14 protein-coding genes and 1 pseudogene are annotated in these 17163 nt (G+C 42.3%); 13 read left to right on the forward strand and 2 right to left on the reverse strand.

Annotated features, from left to right (window positions below; translation table 11 throughout):
- Positions 1-42 precede the first annotated feature (42 nt).
- The 3 genes from V1502_RS07820 (at position 43) to V1502_RS07830 (ending at position 4700) form a co-directional block, all read left to right on the forward strand.
- Entirely contained in the window at positions 43-1662 is a 1620-nt protein-coding gene (locus V1502_RS07820) for a PucR family transcriptional regulator (protein WP_409253798.1), read from the forward strand.
- A gap of 123 nt (positions 1663-1785) precedes the next feature.
- Positions 1786-3252: a CoA-acylating methylmalonate-semialdehyde dehydrogenase gene (locus V1502_RS07825; RefSeq protein ID WP_409253799.1), complete on the forward strand. Its 1467-nt coding sequence runs from the start codon at positions 1786-1788 to the stop codon at positions 3250-3252.
- Between the two features lie 92 nt (positions 3253-3344).
- On the forward strand, positions 3345-4700 hold the full coding sequence (locus V1502_RS07830; protein WP_409253800.1) for an aspartate aminotransferase family protein: 1356 nt from the start codon (positions 3345-3347) through the stop codon (positions 4698-4700).
- A gap of 272 nt (positions 4701-4972) precedes the next feature.
- Here V1502_RS07830 and V1502_RS07835 read toward each other — a convergent pair whose 3' ends face one another.
- Entirely contained in the window at positions 4973-5581 is a 609-nt protein-coding gene (locus V1502_RS07835; RefSeq protein ID WP_409253801.1) for a trimeric intracellular cation channel family protein, read from the reverse strand.
- A gap of 258 nt (positions 5582-5839) precedes the next feature.
- Here V1502_RS07835 and hflX point away from each other — a divergent pair, with 258 nt between their 5' ends.
- The 7 genes from hflX to V1502_RS07870 all read left to right on the forward strand — a co-directional run bounded on the left by hflX (position 5840) and on the right by V1502_RS07870 (position 13431).
- A complete protein-coding gene (gene hflX, locus V1502_RS07840) occupies positions 5840-7093 on the forward strand; it encodes a GTPase HflX (RefSeq protein ID WP_409253802.1) in 1254 nt (417 codons plus the stop codon).
- Positions 7094-7404: 311 nt separating this feature from the next.
- Positions 7405-8673, forward strand: a complete 1269-nt coding sequence (locus tag V1502_RS07845) for an aminotransferase class I/II-fold pyridoxal phosphate-dependent enzyme (RefSeq protein WP_409253803.1) — start codon at positions 7405-7407, stop codon at positions 8671-8673.
- Between the two features lie 147 nt (positions 8674-8820).
- A complete protein-coding gene (locus tag V1502_RS07850; RefSeq protein ID WP_409253804.1) occupies positions 8821-9231 on the forward strand; it encodes a MerR family transcriptional regulator in 411 nt (136 codons plus the stop codon).
- A gap of 41 nt (positions 9232-9272) precedes the next feature.
- Positions 9273-10607: a type I glutamate--ammonia ligase gene (glnA, locus tag V1502_RS07855; RefSeq protein WP_409253805.1), complete on the forward strand. Its 1335-nt coding sequence runs from the start codon at positions 9273-9275 to the stop codon at positions 10605-10607.
- 620 nt (positions 10608-11227) lie between these two features.
- The gene (locus tag V1502_RS07860) at positions 11228-12442 is read left to right on the forward strand and encodes a S8 family peptidase (RefSeq protein WP_409253806.1); all 1215 of its coding nucleotides are present in this window, start codon (positions 11228-11230) and stop codon (positions 12440-12442) included.
- Positions 12443-12612: 170 nt separating this feature from the next.
- Positions 12613-13032: an SDR family NAD(P)-dependent oxidoreductase gene (locus tag V1502_RS07865; protein ID WP_409253807.1), complete on the forward strand. Its 420-nt coding sequence runs from the start codon at positions 12613-12615 to the stop codon at positions 13030-13032.
- 102 nt (positions 13033-13134) lie between these two features.
- Positions 13135-13431, forward strand: a complete 297-nt coding sequence (locus tag V1502_RS07870; protein ID WP_409253808.1) for a hypothetical protein — start codon at positions 13135-13137, stop codon at positions 13429-13431.
- A gap of 296 nt (positions 13432-13727) precedes the next feature.
- On the opposite strand, the gene V1502_RS07875 is transcribed toward V1502_RS07870, so the two are convergent.
- On the reverse strand, positions 13728-13958 hold the full coding sequence (locus V1502_RS07875) for a hypothetical protein (RefSeq protein WP_409253809.1): 231 nt from the start codon (positions 13956-13958) through the stop codon (positions 13728-13730).
- Between the two features lie 403 nt (positions 13959-14361).
- Between V1502_RS07875 and V1502_RS07880 the strand changes: the two are divergent.
- From V1502_RS07880 to V1502_RS07890, 3 genes and pseudogenes are all read left to right on the forward strand, one after another.
- Positions 14362-15246: pseudogene (locus tag V1502_RS07880) on the forward strand (TIGR01777 family oxidoreductase).
- A gap of 1186 nt (positions 15247-16432) precedes the next feature.
- Positions 16433-16915: a DUF2975 domain-containing protein gene (locus V1502_RS07885; RefSeq protein ID WP_409253810.1), complete on the forward strand. Its 483-nt coding sequence runs from the start codon at positions 16433-16435 to the stop codon at positions 16913-16915.
- Between the two features lie 10 nt (positions 16916-16925).
- A complete protein-coding gene (locus V1502_RS07890) occupies positions 16926-17144 on the forward strand; it encodes a helix-turn-helix domain-containing protein (protein WP_409253811.1) in 219 nt (72 codons plus the stop codon).
- Positions 17145-17163 lie beyond the last annotated feature (19 nt).

A 17163-nucleotide genomic window follows, 5' to 3' on the forward strand; every position in this document is an offset into this window, starting at 1 on the left:
TTTTCTCTATTTTCACCCCATTAGTAACTAAAGGAGATTCGGATGAAAAGTAATTATTATTTTTCAGTTGAAGATATTCTTTCAAGAAAGCATTTTGAACACTCGAAAGTCATTGCGGGGCATAAGGGGATTCACCGTCAGGTCAAATGGGTTCATGTTGTGGAGGCTCCAGCCATAAAGAATCTACTCAATGGCAGTGAATTGATCCTTACGACAGGTTTAGCATTGAAAGAAGAACAAGCATTTTTGTCTTTGCTTGACCAATTAATTAAGTGTGGTGCAGCAGCAATATGCATTGAGCTCGAGACAAACATTTCGGAAATACCGCTTTCCGTACTTAAGTATGCAGAGGAAAATGAGTTTCCTATCATTGTTTTCGAGAAAGAAGTGCCCTTTGTCAGTATCACCCAGGACATTCACTCCATCCTCATCAATCAGCAGTACAGTATGATAAAGCAGCTTGACCGGTTTGGACAGGAATTGAATCATAAGTTATTGAATGTCAACCATTTCAGGGAAGTCCTGGAGGTGCTGTATAAAGAACTAGGTGTTCCTGTTCTGCTTAAACTGAAAGATCATGAGTTAGAAATCTATCCACGCATGCGCCGGAAGGAAGCCTGCCGTCTGCAAAAGCTGTATGGGGAATATAAGGAAGAAGGTCATCCGCCCTTTGCTGTCAGGAAAGTGGTCCTGTTCGAGCAGGAGTATGCTGAGCTGCTAATCTATCAAAGCGATTTTCCATTTAGTGAATATGAATTACTGCTTTTGGATAGAACCTCCACAGCACTGGCTCAATACCTGATGAGAGAATTATATTTTAATGAAAAAAAGCGGCGCGATGAATCCAATTGGATCAGATCCTGGTTAAAAGGTGAGCAAGCAGGGGAAGGGCTGACAAACTATCTATCTGACATGGATGAAACAATATCCGGTGGTGTGGTTTGTATCTGTCCGCTTAAGAAAATAAGGGAAAGGGAACACCTGGACTTAACTTACTTCCAGCTGATTGCAAGAAGCATATTTGAACAACAGGGCTATAAAGTTTTAGCAGAAAAAGAGGGAGACAACCTCTTATTCATTCTTCTTGATACACGGTCTAATAAGACATGGAAAACGAGGATAACCCTTTCCTTTGAGAAGATGCTGGAAACAGAGTTTTTTCGGAAGACGCCGCACATTCTTTTTGCAGCCGGAAATTATCAGGAAGAGATAGCAGACATCCATAAAAGTTTTCAAACGGCTAAAGAAAGCCTGTTATACAGCAACAAAGTATGCAGCTCGCAAAAATTTTACTTTTATGATGACTTGCATCTGCACAGGCTTATCTCCGTTGTCCAGGATAATGTGAATCTCCAGGAAATGATTCATGAATACCTGGCTCCCATCATGAAGTATGATGAAGAACATAATGGCAGTCTCCTTCACACGTTGAAAATTTTTCTGGGTTGCCAGGGGTCCAAGCAAGAGACCGCCAAACGTCTGTTTATAGTCCGGCAGACATTGTATCATCGTTTAAAGAAGATTGAAGAACTGCTGGGAGAAGACTTCATGCATCCGGAAAAAAGGGTAGCCATTGAGTTCCTTCTTTATGCGCATGATTATATGCATCCTTTACTAACGTCCGGTAAAATGACCGCTAAGAAAGGTGCCACTCACGGGTGAACCACGATGTCAAAAGGACAAACCAGGTTATTTTACACATTGTCTAATGAAAGCCTTGTCAATTTCTTTCATAATAAAATTATATAGTTTCATAAATTCATAACGGATTAAGGGAGGATTTATATGTCAGTGATCAAAGAAGAAGTTGCCGTGCTGAAGAATTATATTGATGGAAAGTGGGTTGAATCATTGAGTTCACAGACCTTGGAAGTCGTGAATCCCGCTACAAACAAAGAGCTTGCTAGAGTACCTATTTCCACCAAGGAAGATGTTGATCGGGCGGTAACAGCTGCGAAAAAAGCATCAAAGACGTGGAGAAACGTTCCGGTGCCTAAACGTGCCCGTTACCTTTATAAATATCACTCTTTATTGTCTGAGAATCATGAAGAGCTTGCAAAGTTGGTTGTTCAGGAAAACGGAAAATCCTATAAAGAGGCGTATGGTGAGGTACAGCGTGGACTTGAATGTGTGGAGTTTGCATGTGGTGCACCAACCTTGATGATGGGAGAAACACTAAGCGGCATTGCGGAGGATATTGATTCAGAAATGTTTCGTTATCCACTTGGAGTGGTTGGCGGAATCACCCCGTTTAATTTCCCGATGATGGTTCCGTTGTGGATGTTTCCATTGGCCATCGCGTGCGGGAATACGTTTGTTCTGAAGCCCTCTGAGAGGACCCCGATCCTTGCAAACAGGCTTGCGGAGCTGTTGACTGAAGCGGGAGTTCCTGATGGTGTGCTGAACGTTGTCCACGGTGCCCATGACGTGGTAAATGGCCTCCTGGAACACAAGGATATTGCGGCAATTTCCTTTGTCGGTTCCCAGCCGGTTGCAAAGTATGTCTACGAGCAGGCTGCTTCAAAAGGGAAAAGAGTTCAGGCTTTGTCAGGTGCCAAGAACCATCATGTTGTGATGCCGGATGCGGATTACGAAAAAGCCGCAGATCACATTATCAGCTCGGCCTTCGGAAGTGCCGGGCAGCGGTGTATGGCATGCAGTGCTGTCGTTGTAGTGGGGGACAATGAACAATTTGTTCAAGCTTTGAATAAGAAGGCGGATGAAATCAGTGTAGGAAATGGGATGGATGATGAAGTGCTTCTGACCCCGGTTATTCGAACTGAAAACCGTGAAAGAACCCTTAAGTATATTGAAAAAGGACTCGAAGAAGGGGCTTCGCTCATCCGGGACGGTCGAAAAGAAATAGCTGATTTTGAAGAAGGCAATTTCCTTGGTGCAACGATTTTTGATCATGTTACACCTGACATGACCATTGCCAGGGAAGAAATGTTTGCTCCGGTACTGAGCCTGCTTCGTGCGAAGGACCTGGATGAAGGACTTGATTATATCCGTCAATCACGCTTTGGAAATGGAGCGACAATTTATACAAAAGATGCAAAAGCAGTAAGGCAATTCAGAGAAGAAGCGGATGCCGGAATGCTCGGCATTAACGTTGGCGTGCCGGCAACAATGGCCTTTTTCCCGTTTTCCGGCTGGAAGGATTCCTTTTATGGTGATATGCATGTGAACGGAAAAGACGGCGTTAACTTCTTCACCAGAAAGAAGATGATCACCTCCCGTTTTGATTTTTAATGTATTCTATTGAATTAACCAGGTTCATACCTTTACATTGAACGATAATTTGATGGCAATTCCTTATCATGAAAGAAAAAGGGGGAGTCTTCTTGGTGAAAACAGGGCAATCAAAGGAAAACCTGTTGTCTCAGGATGAACAGTTTATCTGGCATTCCATGAAGCCGTACAATCCAGCCGGAACTATGGTGGTGGAGGAGTCGAACGGGTCCTGGATAACCGATCAGAATGGGGAAAAATATTTGGATGGAATGGCAGGTTTATGGTGTGTCAATGTCGGCTACGGACGTCAGGAACTGGCGGAAGCGGCCTATGAACAATTGAAGAAGATGGCATATTTTCCGCTGACGCAAAGCCATCAACCGGCCATCCAGCTGGCGGAGAAACTGAACAAGATGCTTGGGGATGAGTACGTGATCTTTTTCTCCAACAGTGGATCGGAAGCGAATGAAACAGCTTTCAAAATTGCCCGGCAGTACCATCAGCAAAAAGGGGAAGGAAGCAGATACAAAATTGTTTCCCGATACAGGGCATATCACGGCAACTCGATGGGAGCCCTTGCTGCTACAGGACAGGCGCAAAGGAAGTACAAATATGAACCCTTGGCGCCAGGCTTTATTCATGTTCCTCCTCCTGATTCCTATCGGGATGAAGTCTCTGGAGGAGATCCCCACAAGCTGCCTGGGGTGAAAGCAATTGACCAGGCCATGACCTGGGAATTAAGTGAAACTGTTGCGGCGATGATCATGGAACCTATCATCACGGGCGGTGGTGTCCTGGTTCCACAGGAAGGATACATGAAAGCGGCCAAAGAAGTCTGTGACAAACATGGAGCACTAATGATCGTGGATGAAGTCATTTGCGGATTCGGCCGCACCGGGAAACCATTTGGTTTCATGAATTATGATGTGAAACCGGATATTATCACCATGGCTAAAGGAATTACGAGTGCTTATCTCCCGTTATCTGCAACAGCGGTGAAGCGCGAGATCTATGAAGCGTTCAAAGGAAGCGAAGAGTATGACTATTTTAGGCATATTAATACATTCGGAGGAAACCCCGCTGCCTGCGCATTAGCGGTGAAGAATATAGAGATCATGGAGAAAGAAAAGCTGTTTGAACGTTCGGCTGAATTAGGAGAGAAAGCGGTAAACACTCTTCAAACCAAGCTGCATCAGCATAAATATGTGGGGGATGTACGAGGGAAAGGCCTCCTGATCGGCATTGAACTCGTGTCGGATAAAGTGACGAAAGAACCTTTAGCGGTTGATCAAGTGAATCAAGTGATAGGATACTGTAAGACCAAAAGGGTCTTGATTGGTAAAAATGGAGCGACTGTAGCGGGCTTTAACAATGTACTGACAATCTCCCCGCCATTGAATATTGAGCTGGAAGATTTGGAGTTTCTCTTAACAACCGTTTGTGATGGTATTAATAGTTTACAATGATAATGAGGAGGCACCTGCAGGTTTGCGGGTGCTTTTGTATTTTTATTTGATTTTTCATCATTTAGAAGCGGGTAGAATCAGTAATCGCCGATAAATTTGAAAAATCGCTGATAAAATCGGAGAATCGCCGAAAAATCGAAATAATCGCTGATAAAAGTTCAAAATTGCCGATAAATCCCAAAAATCCCCGATAACCTAACAAAAATACGAGGGTGGGTACCTGCGCGAAAACAAAAAAACTTGAACCCGCAACTCAGGTCCAAGTTTCTTCATTATTGAAACGCTTTGAGATTTCTGTTCGGCAGTCTCCACTTGTAAGAATAAGATAATACTCTTAATGAAGTTGTCAAAAAGAATAGTGTATATAGTTCCCATGCTTCCGTTACCAGCTTAAGTCCGATGGCCGCACCGCACAGAACCGCCCAAACGGCGTAAATCTCGGATCTCAACACCAGCGGTTTCCTTCCGGCGAGCAAATCGCGGATGATTCCGCCGCCGCTTCCCGTTAAGACGGCTGCTACAATAATGGCGCTGATTGGATGATTCATATCAGAGGCATAAAGTGCACCCTGAATGGCAAATGCCGAGAGTCCGATGGCATCAAAGAAGTTGCCCCAGCGGCGCCAATGGCGAAGCAGGTTGTTGGGAAATAGGAATACTGCCGTAATGGAAAGTAAGGCAATCTGAAACAAAAACCCTTGCTCCCAAAGAGCTGAAACCGGGACACCGATCAAGAGGTTCCGGATCGCTCCTCCTCCAAATGCAGTGACGATTCCTAAAATGTAAACTCCTAAAATATCATACTCTTCTTCCATGGCAACGATTGCTCCGGATACGGCAAATGCGACTGTACCGATGATGCTAAGAACTTCCCATGTCATTTCTGTTCCCCCTTTGCTGTCAATTCCGGAATTTCTTTAACACATTAACGCAGATTAGGGTTGTTTAATGCGTTAATCCGTTAAAGAAACTCTGCATAGTTGTTGGTTTGAATCTCATTCAAACATATTGATTTTAACACGCGATTTTCGTTTTGCAACCCTTTTTTATCACAATTTAAAAAAGGTTAAACATAGTCTTTACAATTCGTTTTTGATATGATGAACAATAGCAAATATAAAAGGAAAGAAGGATTCTTTTTGGAAGAAAAAATAATCGAAAAAGCCTTGCTTGTCGGCTGTCAAATTGAAGAAAGCGACCAGCGTTTTCAATACTCAATGGAAGAACTTGCTTCCTTGACGGAAACAGCCCAGGCAGAAGTTATAGCCACACTGACTCAAAAGAGGGAGCGTATCCATCCCAAAACATACATAGGAAAAGGAAAAGTTGAAGAACTTGTTGCACTTGAAGAACAGTTTGAGCCTGACCTCATCATATTTAATGATGAGCTGTCGCCAAGCCAGATACGTAATTTGTCAGAACAGCTGGAAGCGAGGGTCATTGACAGGACCCAATTGATCTTGGACATTTTCGCCCAGAGAGCCCGCTCCAGAGAAGGAAAGCTGCAGGTGGAACTTGCACAGCTTCAATACTTGCTGCCACGCCTGATAGGGCAGGGTACTTCTCTTTCCCGTCTTGGAGGAGGAATCGGTACAAGGGGGCCGGGTGAAACCAAGCTTGAGAGTGACCGACGCCATATCCGACGTAGAATAGATGATATTAAAAAGTCGCTGCAAGTCGTTGTGGAGCACCGAGAGCGCTATAGGGAAAGGCGAAAGAAAAATAAAACATTCCAGCTTGCCCTGATGGGATATACCAATGCAGGGAAATCGACTCTCTTTAACCGGATATCCATCGCTGAATCTTACGAAGAGAACCAGTTATTCGCCACACTTGATCCGTTAACGAGAAAATTGATTCTGCCGAGCGGATACACGGCACTGGTGACGGATACGGTCGGATTTATTCAGGATCTGCCTACTGCGCTTGTTGCGGCTTTCAGGTCGACCTTGGAAGAAGTGAAGGAAGCCGACCTTCTCTTACATGTAGTGGATAGTTCAAATCCTGATTACAACAATCATGAGAAGACGGTGCAATCCCTACTGGAAGAGTTGGAAATGGATCACATTCCGCAGCTCACTATCTATAATAAACGAGATCAAATACATCCGGATTTTGTCCCGGACAGCAGTAATGAAAAAATCATCATCAGTGCATTAAATGAAGAAGATCGCGTCGTCCTGAAAGACAAAATAGAGGAATTGGTCATCGAACAGATGGAAGCCTACCATGTCCATTTGCCTTCCAGTGAAGGAAAGCTTTTGTCACAGTTGAAAAATGAAACCATTTTAAGAAAGCTCGAATTTAATGAAGAAACCCATATTTACGAGGCGAAGGGCTATTCATTAACCGACCATCCTGTAACAGGAAGCATTAAGAGATATCAAAAGTAAAAGCTGCTGATTTACTGGTATGTCATAGATTACAGTCCACCGGTGGAACGTGTTACTCCATTAGTAAAGTACCGGTGTGAGAGGTATATGAACCAGGTCCGGTCTTGGATGAAATGGCCCAATAGAATGGTTTTTACTGAAAGGGGTGACGTGTTTTTTTCGGTGAAGAAGTGAGCCAAAGTTCCCCTCATAAGATGAACCACCATTTTCATTTATATAGAGTTAAAGTCATTGAGAGAACTATAAGGGATCCCTAAACATGAGGATCTGCATAGGCCAATCAGAAAACAGCACTACAGAAGGAGAAACACATGTATCAACATTTGACTTATGGTAAAGAATTACAGACTTTAGCAGAAAAGGCTGAAGAGAAGATAGCAGAAATTCACCAAAGAATTGACCGCCGGGCTGAGGCTAATCAGTTCAGGGTGTTGTCTTCTTTTCAAAAGCATCGAGTCAGCGATTCGCATTTCATCCCGACAACAGGTTACGGATATGATGATATCGGGAGAGATACGCTGGAACAAATCTATGCTGACGTGTTTGGCGGGAAAGCGGCCCTTGTTCGTCCGCAGATTATCTCGGGTACACATGCTATTTCGATCTCTTTGTTTGGGGTGCTGCGGCCCGGTGATGAATTATTGTATATCACTGGAAAGCCGTATGACACACTCGAAGAAATTGTAGGGATTCGCGGGGAAGGTACGGGCTCGCTAAAAGAGTTCGGAATCGGCTACCAATCCATTCCGCTAAAAGAGGATGGATCTGTTGATTTCGAATCAGTGTCAAAAGCAATCAAGCCGCATACGAAGATGATCGGCATCCAGCGTTCAAAAGGGTATGCCAACCGCCCTTCGTTCAACATTGACCAGATCAAGGAAATGATTGACTTCGTGAAGGAGATCAAACCTGATATCGTAGTGTTTGTTGATAATTGCTATGGTGAGTTCGTTGAAGAACTGGAGCCCTGCCATGTAGGTGCAGATCTAATTGCCGGCTCACTGATTAAAAATCCAGGTGGCGGCCTCGCTAAAACGGGAGGCTATATTGCAGGGAAGGCAAAGTTAGTGGAAGCGTGCTCTTACCGCATGACATCCCCTGGTATTGGAGCAGAGGCAGGGGCTTCGCTCTATTCCCTGCAGGAAATGTATCAAGGGTTCTTTGCAGCCCCGCATGTAGTGGCGCAAGCATTGAAAGGGGCCGTTTTTACAGCTGCTGTTTTAGAAAGCCTGGGGATGAATACAAATCCCTCATGGAATGCGGAGAGAACGGATTTAATTCAGTCTGTACAATTTGATGACAGAGATAAAATGGTGGCTTTTTGTCAGGCGATTCAATTCGCGTCTCCCGTCAATTCCCATTTCACCCCCCATCCGAATTATATGCCGGGGTATGAAGATGATGTAATCATGGCGGCTGGTACGTTCATTCAGGGAGCGAGCATCGAACTTTCCGCAGACGGTCCGATTCGTCCGCCATATACTGCTTATGTCCAGGGTGGCTTGACTTATTCCCATGTAAAAATCGCCATTTTGACAAGTATCAATAAATTGATGGAAAAAGGTTTAGTCGTTATATAAAAAGGATAATTAGTTTGTAAAAGGATAGCTTAAATTAGAGCTGTCCTTTTTTATTGAAAAGTCATGTAAGTTTTCCTAACATTTCTTTGACAATATTCCTTACATAGAATATAATGATATCAGGTTAGCAAAAGGAGGTGAATCGGGATGAGTGGAAGTGAGATTAGACGGAGCATGCCGCTTTTTCCAATGGGAATTGTGATGCAGCTGACTGATTTGACTGCTCGCCAGGTTCGCTACTATGAAGAGAATGAATTGATCTTCCCTGCACGAACAGAAGGGAAACGCAGACTCTTCTCCTTGAACGATATCGATAAATTACTGGAAATTAAGGATTTATTGGATCAAGGAATCAACATGGCAGGTATCAAAAAAATATTTGCTGTTCAGGAAGAACAACAACATGAACCAGACAATAACAAGCAGCAAGAGGAAAAAGCGAAACCTGACCTATCGGATGATGAATTGAGGAAATTGTTAAGAAATGAACTCCTGAATGCAGGTCGTTTCAATAAATCTTCTCTTCGTCAGGGAGATATTTCACGCTTTTTCCATTAAAAATTAATAATTATGAAAATCTTGAGGAGGAATTAGTTAAGATGGCAAAGTTTACTCGTGAAGACATTTTAGAAATGGCTGACAAGGAAAATGTAAAGTTTATTCGATTACAATTCACTGATATCCTGGGAACAATCAAAAACGTTGAAATCCCGGTAAGTCAGTTAGAGAAAGCTTTAGATAATGAAATGATGTTTGACGGTTCTTCAATCGAAGGTTTTGTGAGAATTGAAGAATCAGACATGAAACTATATCCTGACTTTGATACTTGGGTGGTATTCCCTTGGACAGCTGAAAAGGGTAAAGTTGCGCGCTTGATCTGTGATATCTATAATCCGGATGGCACTCCTTTTGAAGGTGATCCACGTAACAATCTGAAACGAGTTCTGAAAGAAATGGAAGACCTGGGATTCACTGACTTCAATCTTGGACCTGAACCTGAATTTTTCCTCTTCAAGCTTGATGTAGAAGGACAGCCGACTTTGGAATTGAATGATAACGGCGGATACTTTGACCTGGCTCCAACAGATCTTGGTGAAAACTGCCGTAGAGATATCGTGCTTGAACTTGAAGAAATGGGCTTTGAAATCGAAGCTTCTCACCATGAGGTTGCTCCTGGTCAGCACGAAATCGATTTTAAATATGCATCTGCGCTAAAAGCTTGTGATGATATCCAAACTTTCAAGCTTGTTGTAAAAACAATCGCGCGTAAACATGGCCTGCATGCAACATTCATGCCTAAGCCGCTGTTCGGTGTCAACGGTTCTGGTATGCACTGTAACATGTCTCTATTCAAAGAAGGAAAAAATGCATTCTTTGATGAGAATGGCGAATTGCAATTAAGTGAAACAGCTCGTCAATTCCTTGCTGGTACCTTGAAGCATGCGACTGGTTTCACAGCAATCACGAACCCGACAGTAAACTCCTACAAGCGTTTGGTTCCTGGTTATGAGGCTCCTTGCTATGTTGCATGGTCTGCCCGCAATCGAAGCCCGCTTATTCGTATCCCTGCTTCACGCGGAATGAGTACTCGTGTAGAAGTAAGAAGTGTTGACCCTGCGGCTAATCCTTATCTTGCAATGGCTGTATTGCTTGCAGCAGGTCTTGACGGAATCAAGAACGAAATGAAAGCACCAAAGCCGGTTGACCGCAATATCTATGTTATGAACAAACAAGAGCGTGAAGAAGTAGGAATTGAAGATCTTCCGGCAACACTTCACAATGCCCTTGAAGCACTTAAAAAAGACGAAGTTATGATTAATGCCCTTGGAGGCCATATCTTCGAACACTTCATCGAAGCAAAAGAAATAGAGTGGGATATGTTCCGTACACAAGTTCATCCTTGGGAGCGCGAGCAGTACCTGCAAATGTATTAATACCTATTCAAACAACCCTTGACGCTAATTTGGCATTAAGGGTTGTTTTTTTTTTTTTTTTTTTGTTTAGAAATTCATAATGGTCAGAGAGTTTTTGGCGTTTCCACACAGTATCTCGGGCAGGATAAAGTGCTCAAAACACTTTTGACTGATTAACGGAGCTTCATGTCCTTGAAAAGAGATATCAAATCACTTTTGTCTGATTTTCAGGAGATCTATGACCTTAAAAAAAGAGCTTAAGCCACTTTCCTGAATTCGCAAAGGTTCATTTCCTTTAAAATTTTTCAAACTTCCCTTGAGAAAATCACAGACCTTTTTACTACAGTAAGTTAAAGAAGAGAAAACAATCCAAGGAAATATTTCATCACTACACAGCCAACTCATAAAAACAATGCAATTCTGCTCCTAATAACCACATTTTTCGGAATTACATATGTATTCAGTTAATTTAAAATATCTGCTAGAATCCTATTAGCAAGGATCATTACATACTGTCATCGCAGATATCCTATGATTCTTGTTATCTTTTATAAATAAAAATAAGGAGGGAATAAATCGACAGCAGTTTGGAGTCTATCGTCCGGTCACGATTATAAAAAAGAAAACGGAGGAATGTACTTATGAAATTTAAGAAAATTGCCGCCCTGTCGCTTGCTGCATCTCTTGCCATCGTTCCAAGCTTCGGAGGAAGTGCACTAGCAAAGGATTCAAACCCTCTAGAAAATGCTCCAAAAAATTCAGCAGTCAACAAAAGCCTTGAAAAAGGCAGCTATGTAAAGGGAGAAGTACTTGTAAAATTCAAGGAAAACGTAAGCGAGGCGGAAAGAGGAAAGGCGCTAAAAGCCCTCGGTGCTACTGAGGTTCCAGATACAGACGCCGTCAAATCAGAATTCAGTGTTTTGAAAGTCGGTAATGTGGAAGCGGTAGTTAAAGCTCTAAGCAAAAATCCAAATGTTGAATATGCTGAACCTAACTATAATTTCTCGGCTACTTGGACTCCAAATGATACTTACTATCAAGGCTATCAATATGGCCCTCAAAATACGTATACCAATTATGCATGGGATTATACCCGAGGAAGCAGCGGCCAGGAAATTGCCGTACTTGATACTGGAGTAGATTACTACCATCCAGATCTGGATGGCAAAACTCTTCTCGGATATGATTTTGTAGATAATGATTATTACCCTATGGACCTGAACGGCCACGGTACACATGTTGCCGGAACAGCCGCAGCTGAAACGAATAACGGTAGAGGGGTCGCGGGTATGGCGCCTGACACTAAAATCCTTGCGGTACGTGTGCTTGATGCAAACGGCAGTGGTTCCCTTGCTGACATTGCAGACGGAATCCGGTATGCAGCGGATGCAGGAGCGGAAGTCCTAAACCTATCACTTGGCTGTGACTGCAACACTACTACTCTTAAAAATGCCGTTGATTATGCGTGGAATAAAGGGGCAGTTGTCGTGGCAGCGGCCGGTAATGACGGAGTTTCCACCACGTTTGAACCAGCCTCTTACGCCAATGCGATTGCAGTAGGAGCCGTTGACTCAAATGACAATAAAGCTTCATTCTCTAACTACGGTACCTGGGTGGATGTAACTGCTCCTGGTGTAAGCATTGCATCTACAGTCCCTAACAATGGCTACTCTTACATGTCCGGAACATCCATGGCGTCTCCTCACGTTGCTGGATTAGCCGGCCTATTAGCGAGCCAGGGGCGCACCAATGTCCAGATCCGTGCAGCAATCGAACAGACAGCTGACCCAATCAGCGGAACGGGCACTTACTTCCAGCATGGAAGAATCAATTCTTATGATGCTGTAAGATACTAAAACCAGAAAAGGCAGTCCTGAACGTTGTTTCAGGGCTGTTTTTTATATAGTTGATAACTTCAATGCTACAAAGGCGGACCGATTAATTTAGGATTGTGGAATTCTACTGACTTTGAAATAATTGGAATAAGGTACTAGTTATAATATGGTGAGCAAGGGAGTAGGAAAATATGAAGCCTTTAATAGGGAAGATTGCTGTTGTATCAGGTGCATCCCGTGGAGCTGGAAGGGGGATTGCCTTCGAACTAGGCAGTTCAGGAGCTACTGTGTATGTAACAGGTCGGAGTGTAAAGGGGTCCACAACCGATAATCGATCAGAAACCATAGAGGAAACTGCCGAAGGTGTCACTTCTAGAGGAGGTAAAGGCATCGCTATACGATGTGACCATACAAATGAAAATGACGTAAGGAACTTATTTAAGCATATAGAAAAGGAACACGGTCGAATTGATATCTTAGTCAATAGTGTATTTGGCGGCTCTGAAAGTTCCCTGCCTGCTGGAAGTGGACGACACTTTTGGGAACGGCCATTGGAGCATTGGAATGCTATGATGGTTGCTGGACCTCAAGCTTATTTGCTTACTAGCTGATATGCTGTACCTCTGATGAAGTAGCACCAGAAAGGGATAATTGTAAATGTCACTTTTTTTATCAAGGACAAAGTTTCAAGTAATTTATACTACGACTTAGCTATGAATGCTATCAATCGAATGACATTAGGAATGGCGAAGGAATTAAAGGATTCTAACGTTTCAGCCGTTGCTGTTTGCCCAGGTTGGATGAGGACAGAAAGAGTTCAAGATTCAGGTTTTGGACCAAAGGACGGAGCAACGGAAACAACAGCCTATGTAGGTCGTGCGGTTGTGGCATTGGCAACAGACCCCACTGTATCTAGGTTTTCTGGAGATGCACTAATGGTGGCGGATCTAGCGGGAAAATATGGCTTTACTGATGTAGATGGAACCCAACCTCAGCCATTTGAAGAGTAGTTTATTTATGCCATTGTGTCTCTGTATGTTAAGCTTTCCTTCTTCTACAAGTAAACGATTGTGATATTGAATGACTTATAGGGAATGTCCAGAATGAAGTTTCCGATAGAGAGTAAATAATTTTAAGGCCTGTGCCTTTACGGAGTGGCTGCCCTACTAATGACCGGAGGAGCAATTGTGGAATGCGTAATGAGAAATAATGATTGGGGAGTTATAGGGGAAGAAGCCATTTGTAGTCTATTCGAAATGGCTTCTTTTTGTTCATATTGAAAACTGACATATAGCCAGTTTGATTATTAACCTACTTCTGTTGCAGCAAATGGTACGATCTCGTCAATTGCCTCAAGCCTTATGTTATGTACCATCTTGGAATCAACATCATAAAATAGAATATCATTTTGGTGTAATTGGATACTTAGAATTCTTCCAGAGAAGGTTTTAGGTCCTACTTTTTGTATAGAGTACCTTACCTGCAGCAGAGTATTATTCATTTTCCATTTTTCCGCTTCTGCTATAAATTTCTCCATGCGATTAGTAGCTCCCTTCTTGTTATCTATTAAATCAATGTCGAAATTTGTCCTATCTTGTTTTTAAGTTTAGCAACCCGCTTAGCAACTAACAATAGGGATTTAGCCTCAGAACGGTTTCCGTGAAATAAAGCATATTGACCTTCGAAAATATAGGAATAAGCCCTTTTATTAACCGCCCGCCACTAACAAATCTCCTTTAATATGTAAAATGAAATTTGAGTTGTCTAGATTTGTCGTACAATTGTCGAGAAAAAAGAAAGTATTCTATTCTTTTACCCACAATACTGCTTAATAAACCTTTCTTTTGTAGATTATGGTAAGATTTTTGTCAGAGGCATTTACTTGAGGTTTACAGTGAAATATTAAAAAGTTATCTTAATAGATCAATTGGAGTGATTATATGAAGAAAGTAGTTTTAGCAGGAGGAACTGGATTTATCGGTGAATATCTTGAAAGGAATTTTAAAACATCAGGATACGAAGTAAAAATAATTTCAAGGCAGAAGCCGCACATTTCTTGGGATGATAAACCAGCCATCAAAGAAGCGGTGGAAGGTGCTGAACTTTTGATCAACCTGGCTGGAAAATCTGTGAATTGCAGATACAATGAAACCAATAAGAAGGAAATAATGAATTCCAGAACCAGAACAACAACATTACTCGGCGAAGCTGTGCAGTCTTGCAGCAATCCACCCCAGACATGGATGAATTCCAGTACCGCCACCATTTATAGACATGCAGAAGACCGGCCTATGACTGAAGAAGAAGGAGAGATAGGGACCGGCTTTTCTGTGGATGTAGCAACAAAATGGGAAGAAACTTTCTTTTCCTTCAACTTGCCGGGAACGAGGCAGATTGCCTTGCGGATCGCCATTGTATTAGGTAAAGATGGGGGTGTCATGACTCCTTATAAAAATTTGGTGAGGTTTGGCCTTGGGGGTGTTCAAGGAAAAGGAAATCAAATGTTCAGCTGGATACATATTGAGGATCTATATCGAATTATCCTCTTCTTAAGAGATAAAAAGGAGTTAAGCGGAGTGTTCAATTGCTCTGCACCTAACCCTGTCAGCAATAAAGAATGAATGGCCCAACTTAGAAAGACAATGAACGTTCCTTTTGGACTGCCTTCTCCTAAATGGCTGTTGGAGATAGGGTCAATGGTCATTAAGACAGAAACGGAACTGGTCCTGAAAAGCCGCTGGGTGCTTCCCGCGCGACTGGAAGGTGAAGGATACTCCTTTACCTTTAAAACCCTCGATCAAGCATTGCAAGATATTTTAAGGTGATTCATCCTGCTAAGGCGCCTTTTTATTAAATCGATGTCCAAGTGCGAGAAATATACTAAACGTTTTACTTGTAAATATGTGCTTCTGGAATATGGCGGTAAATGCTGAAGTCGACGTATTTATAGAGAAGACTGAAGTTGACTTGATAAAATAGATCCACTTGTCTTGAACTAGCGGAAGTTGAGGAACCTAAATGTGGTAGAAGAAATCGAGACATTATAGGCCGACACAAGGAACATGTCCAGGATATATTCAACTAACTAAAATTTATGGATTAGGAGGACATAATGGGAATAATATTCACATTTTTATCAATATGGTTCTTCAGTTTTATCATCGCCAGGGTATTAAGTCCGTTGGGGAAAACCTTAATAAGAGATGAAATCAAAATAACTTGCACTCAATCTGTCTTTATCACATTCATATTAGTTTTACTTAGATCCTAATTTCGGCTTGAAGATAATGAACACATATGCTCAATGCGTAACTAATGACAACTGCTTTATTACTCACCCAATATAGCGGTGCGCTCCAGTCTATAATAGGGTGTTTTTTCATTACTCACCCAATATAACGGTGCGCTCCAGTCTATAATAGGGTGTTTTTTCATTACTCACCCAATATAACGGTGCGCTCCAGTCTATAATAGGGTGTTTTTTCATTACTCACCCAATATAGCGGTGCGCTCCAGTCTATAATAGGGTGTTTATCCATTACTCACCCAATATAGCGGTGCGCTCCAGTCTATAATAGGGTGTTTATCCATTACTCACCCATTATAGCGGTGCACTCCAGTCTATAATAGGGTGTTTTTTCATTACTCACCCATTAAAGCGGTGCGCTCCAGTCTATAATAGGGTGTTTTTTCATTACTCACCCATTATAGCGGTGCCCTCCAGTCTATAATAGGGTGTTTTTTCATTACTCCCCATTATAGCGCCGCGCTCTAGTCTAGAATAGGGTATTTTGCCCTCGATACCCATTAAAGCCCCGCACACCAGCCTACATTAGTCTATTCCGAATTACTAAGAGCTTGATAGCTTTAGGTATTGTACCAAGTTGGAATGCTGCTAATGCTGAAAAATAAATAACAATAAATAGAATGCGTTACTCAACAATTATTTATTGAAAAACGATAAATTTTAATCTAGAATGAAATTAACATTAACCTAAATGAGGTGCTTTTATGAAAAGTGTAACGACGTTGTTTTTAAAAGTAGCTGTTATCATTCTCGGTCTTCCGGTGCTTGCTTTATGCATTTTTGCCGTACCGGTGTTAGGGGATATATCAGCAGAAGTACTACCACGATTTGTGTATATAGACTATCTAGTGTCAATCATCTTCTATGCATCCGCAATCCCTTTTTATTTTGCTTTGTATCAGGCTTTCAAACTATTACGCTACATTGATAAAAGTAATGCGTTCTCGCAAGATTCTGTGGAGGCTTTAAAGATAATCAAATATTGTGCAATCGCCATCAGTGGTCTACATTTGTTGGTCTTCCCGCTTTTCTACATCTTTGCGGAAGTGGACGATGCCCCTGGTGTCATCTTTGTCGGGATTCTTGTTCCTTTTGCTTCCATGGTGATTGCAGTCTTTGCGGCTGTTCTCCAGAAACTGTTGCAAGAAGCAATCGAAATAAAATCAGAAAATGATTTAACGGTCTGAGGTGAATGACATGGCAATTATAATCAATATAGATGTAATGCTGGCAAAAAGGAAGATGAGTGTGACGGAACTGTCGGAGAAGGTGGGAATCACGATGGCGAACCTTTCCATATTGAAAAACGGAAAGGCAAAAGCGGTTCGATTTTCTACACTAGAGGCCATTTGCAAAGCTTTGGACTGTCAGCCTGGAGATATTTTAGAGTATCAGAATGATGAAGACGATCAATAAGCCAAATCTGATGGCCGGA

The organism is Rossellomorea sedimentorum (genome assembly GCF_046237645.1).
Lineage (GTDB): Bacteria > Bacillota > Bacilli > Bacillales > Bacillaceae_B > Rossellomorea > Rossellomorea sedimentorum.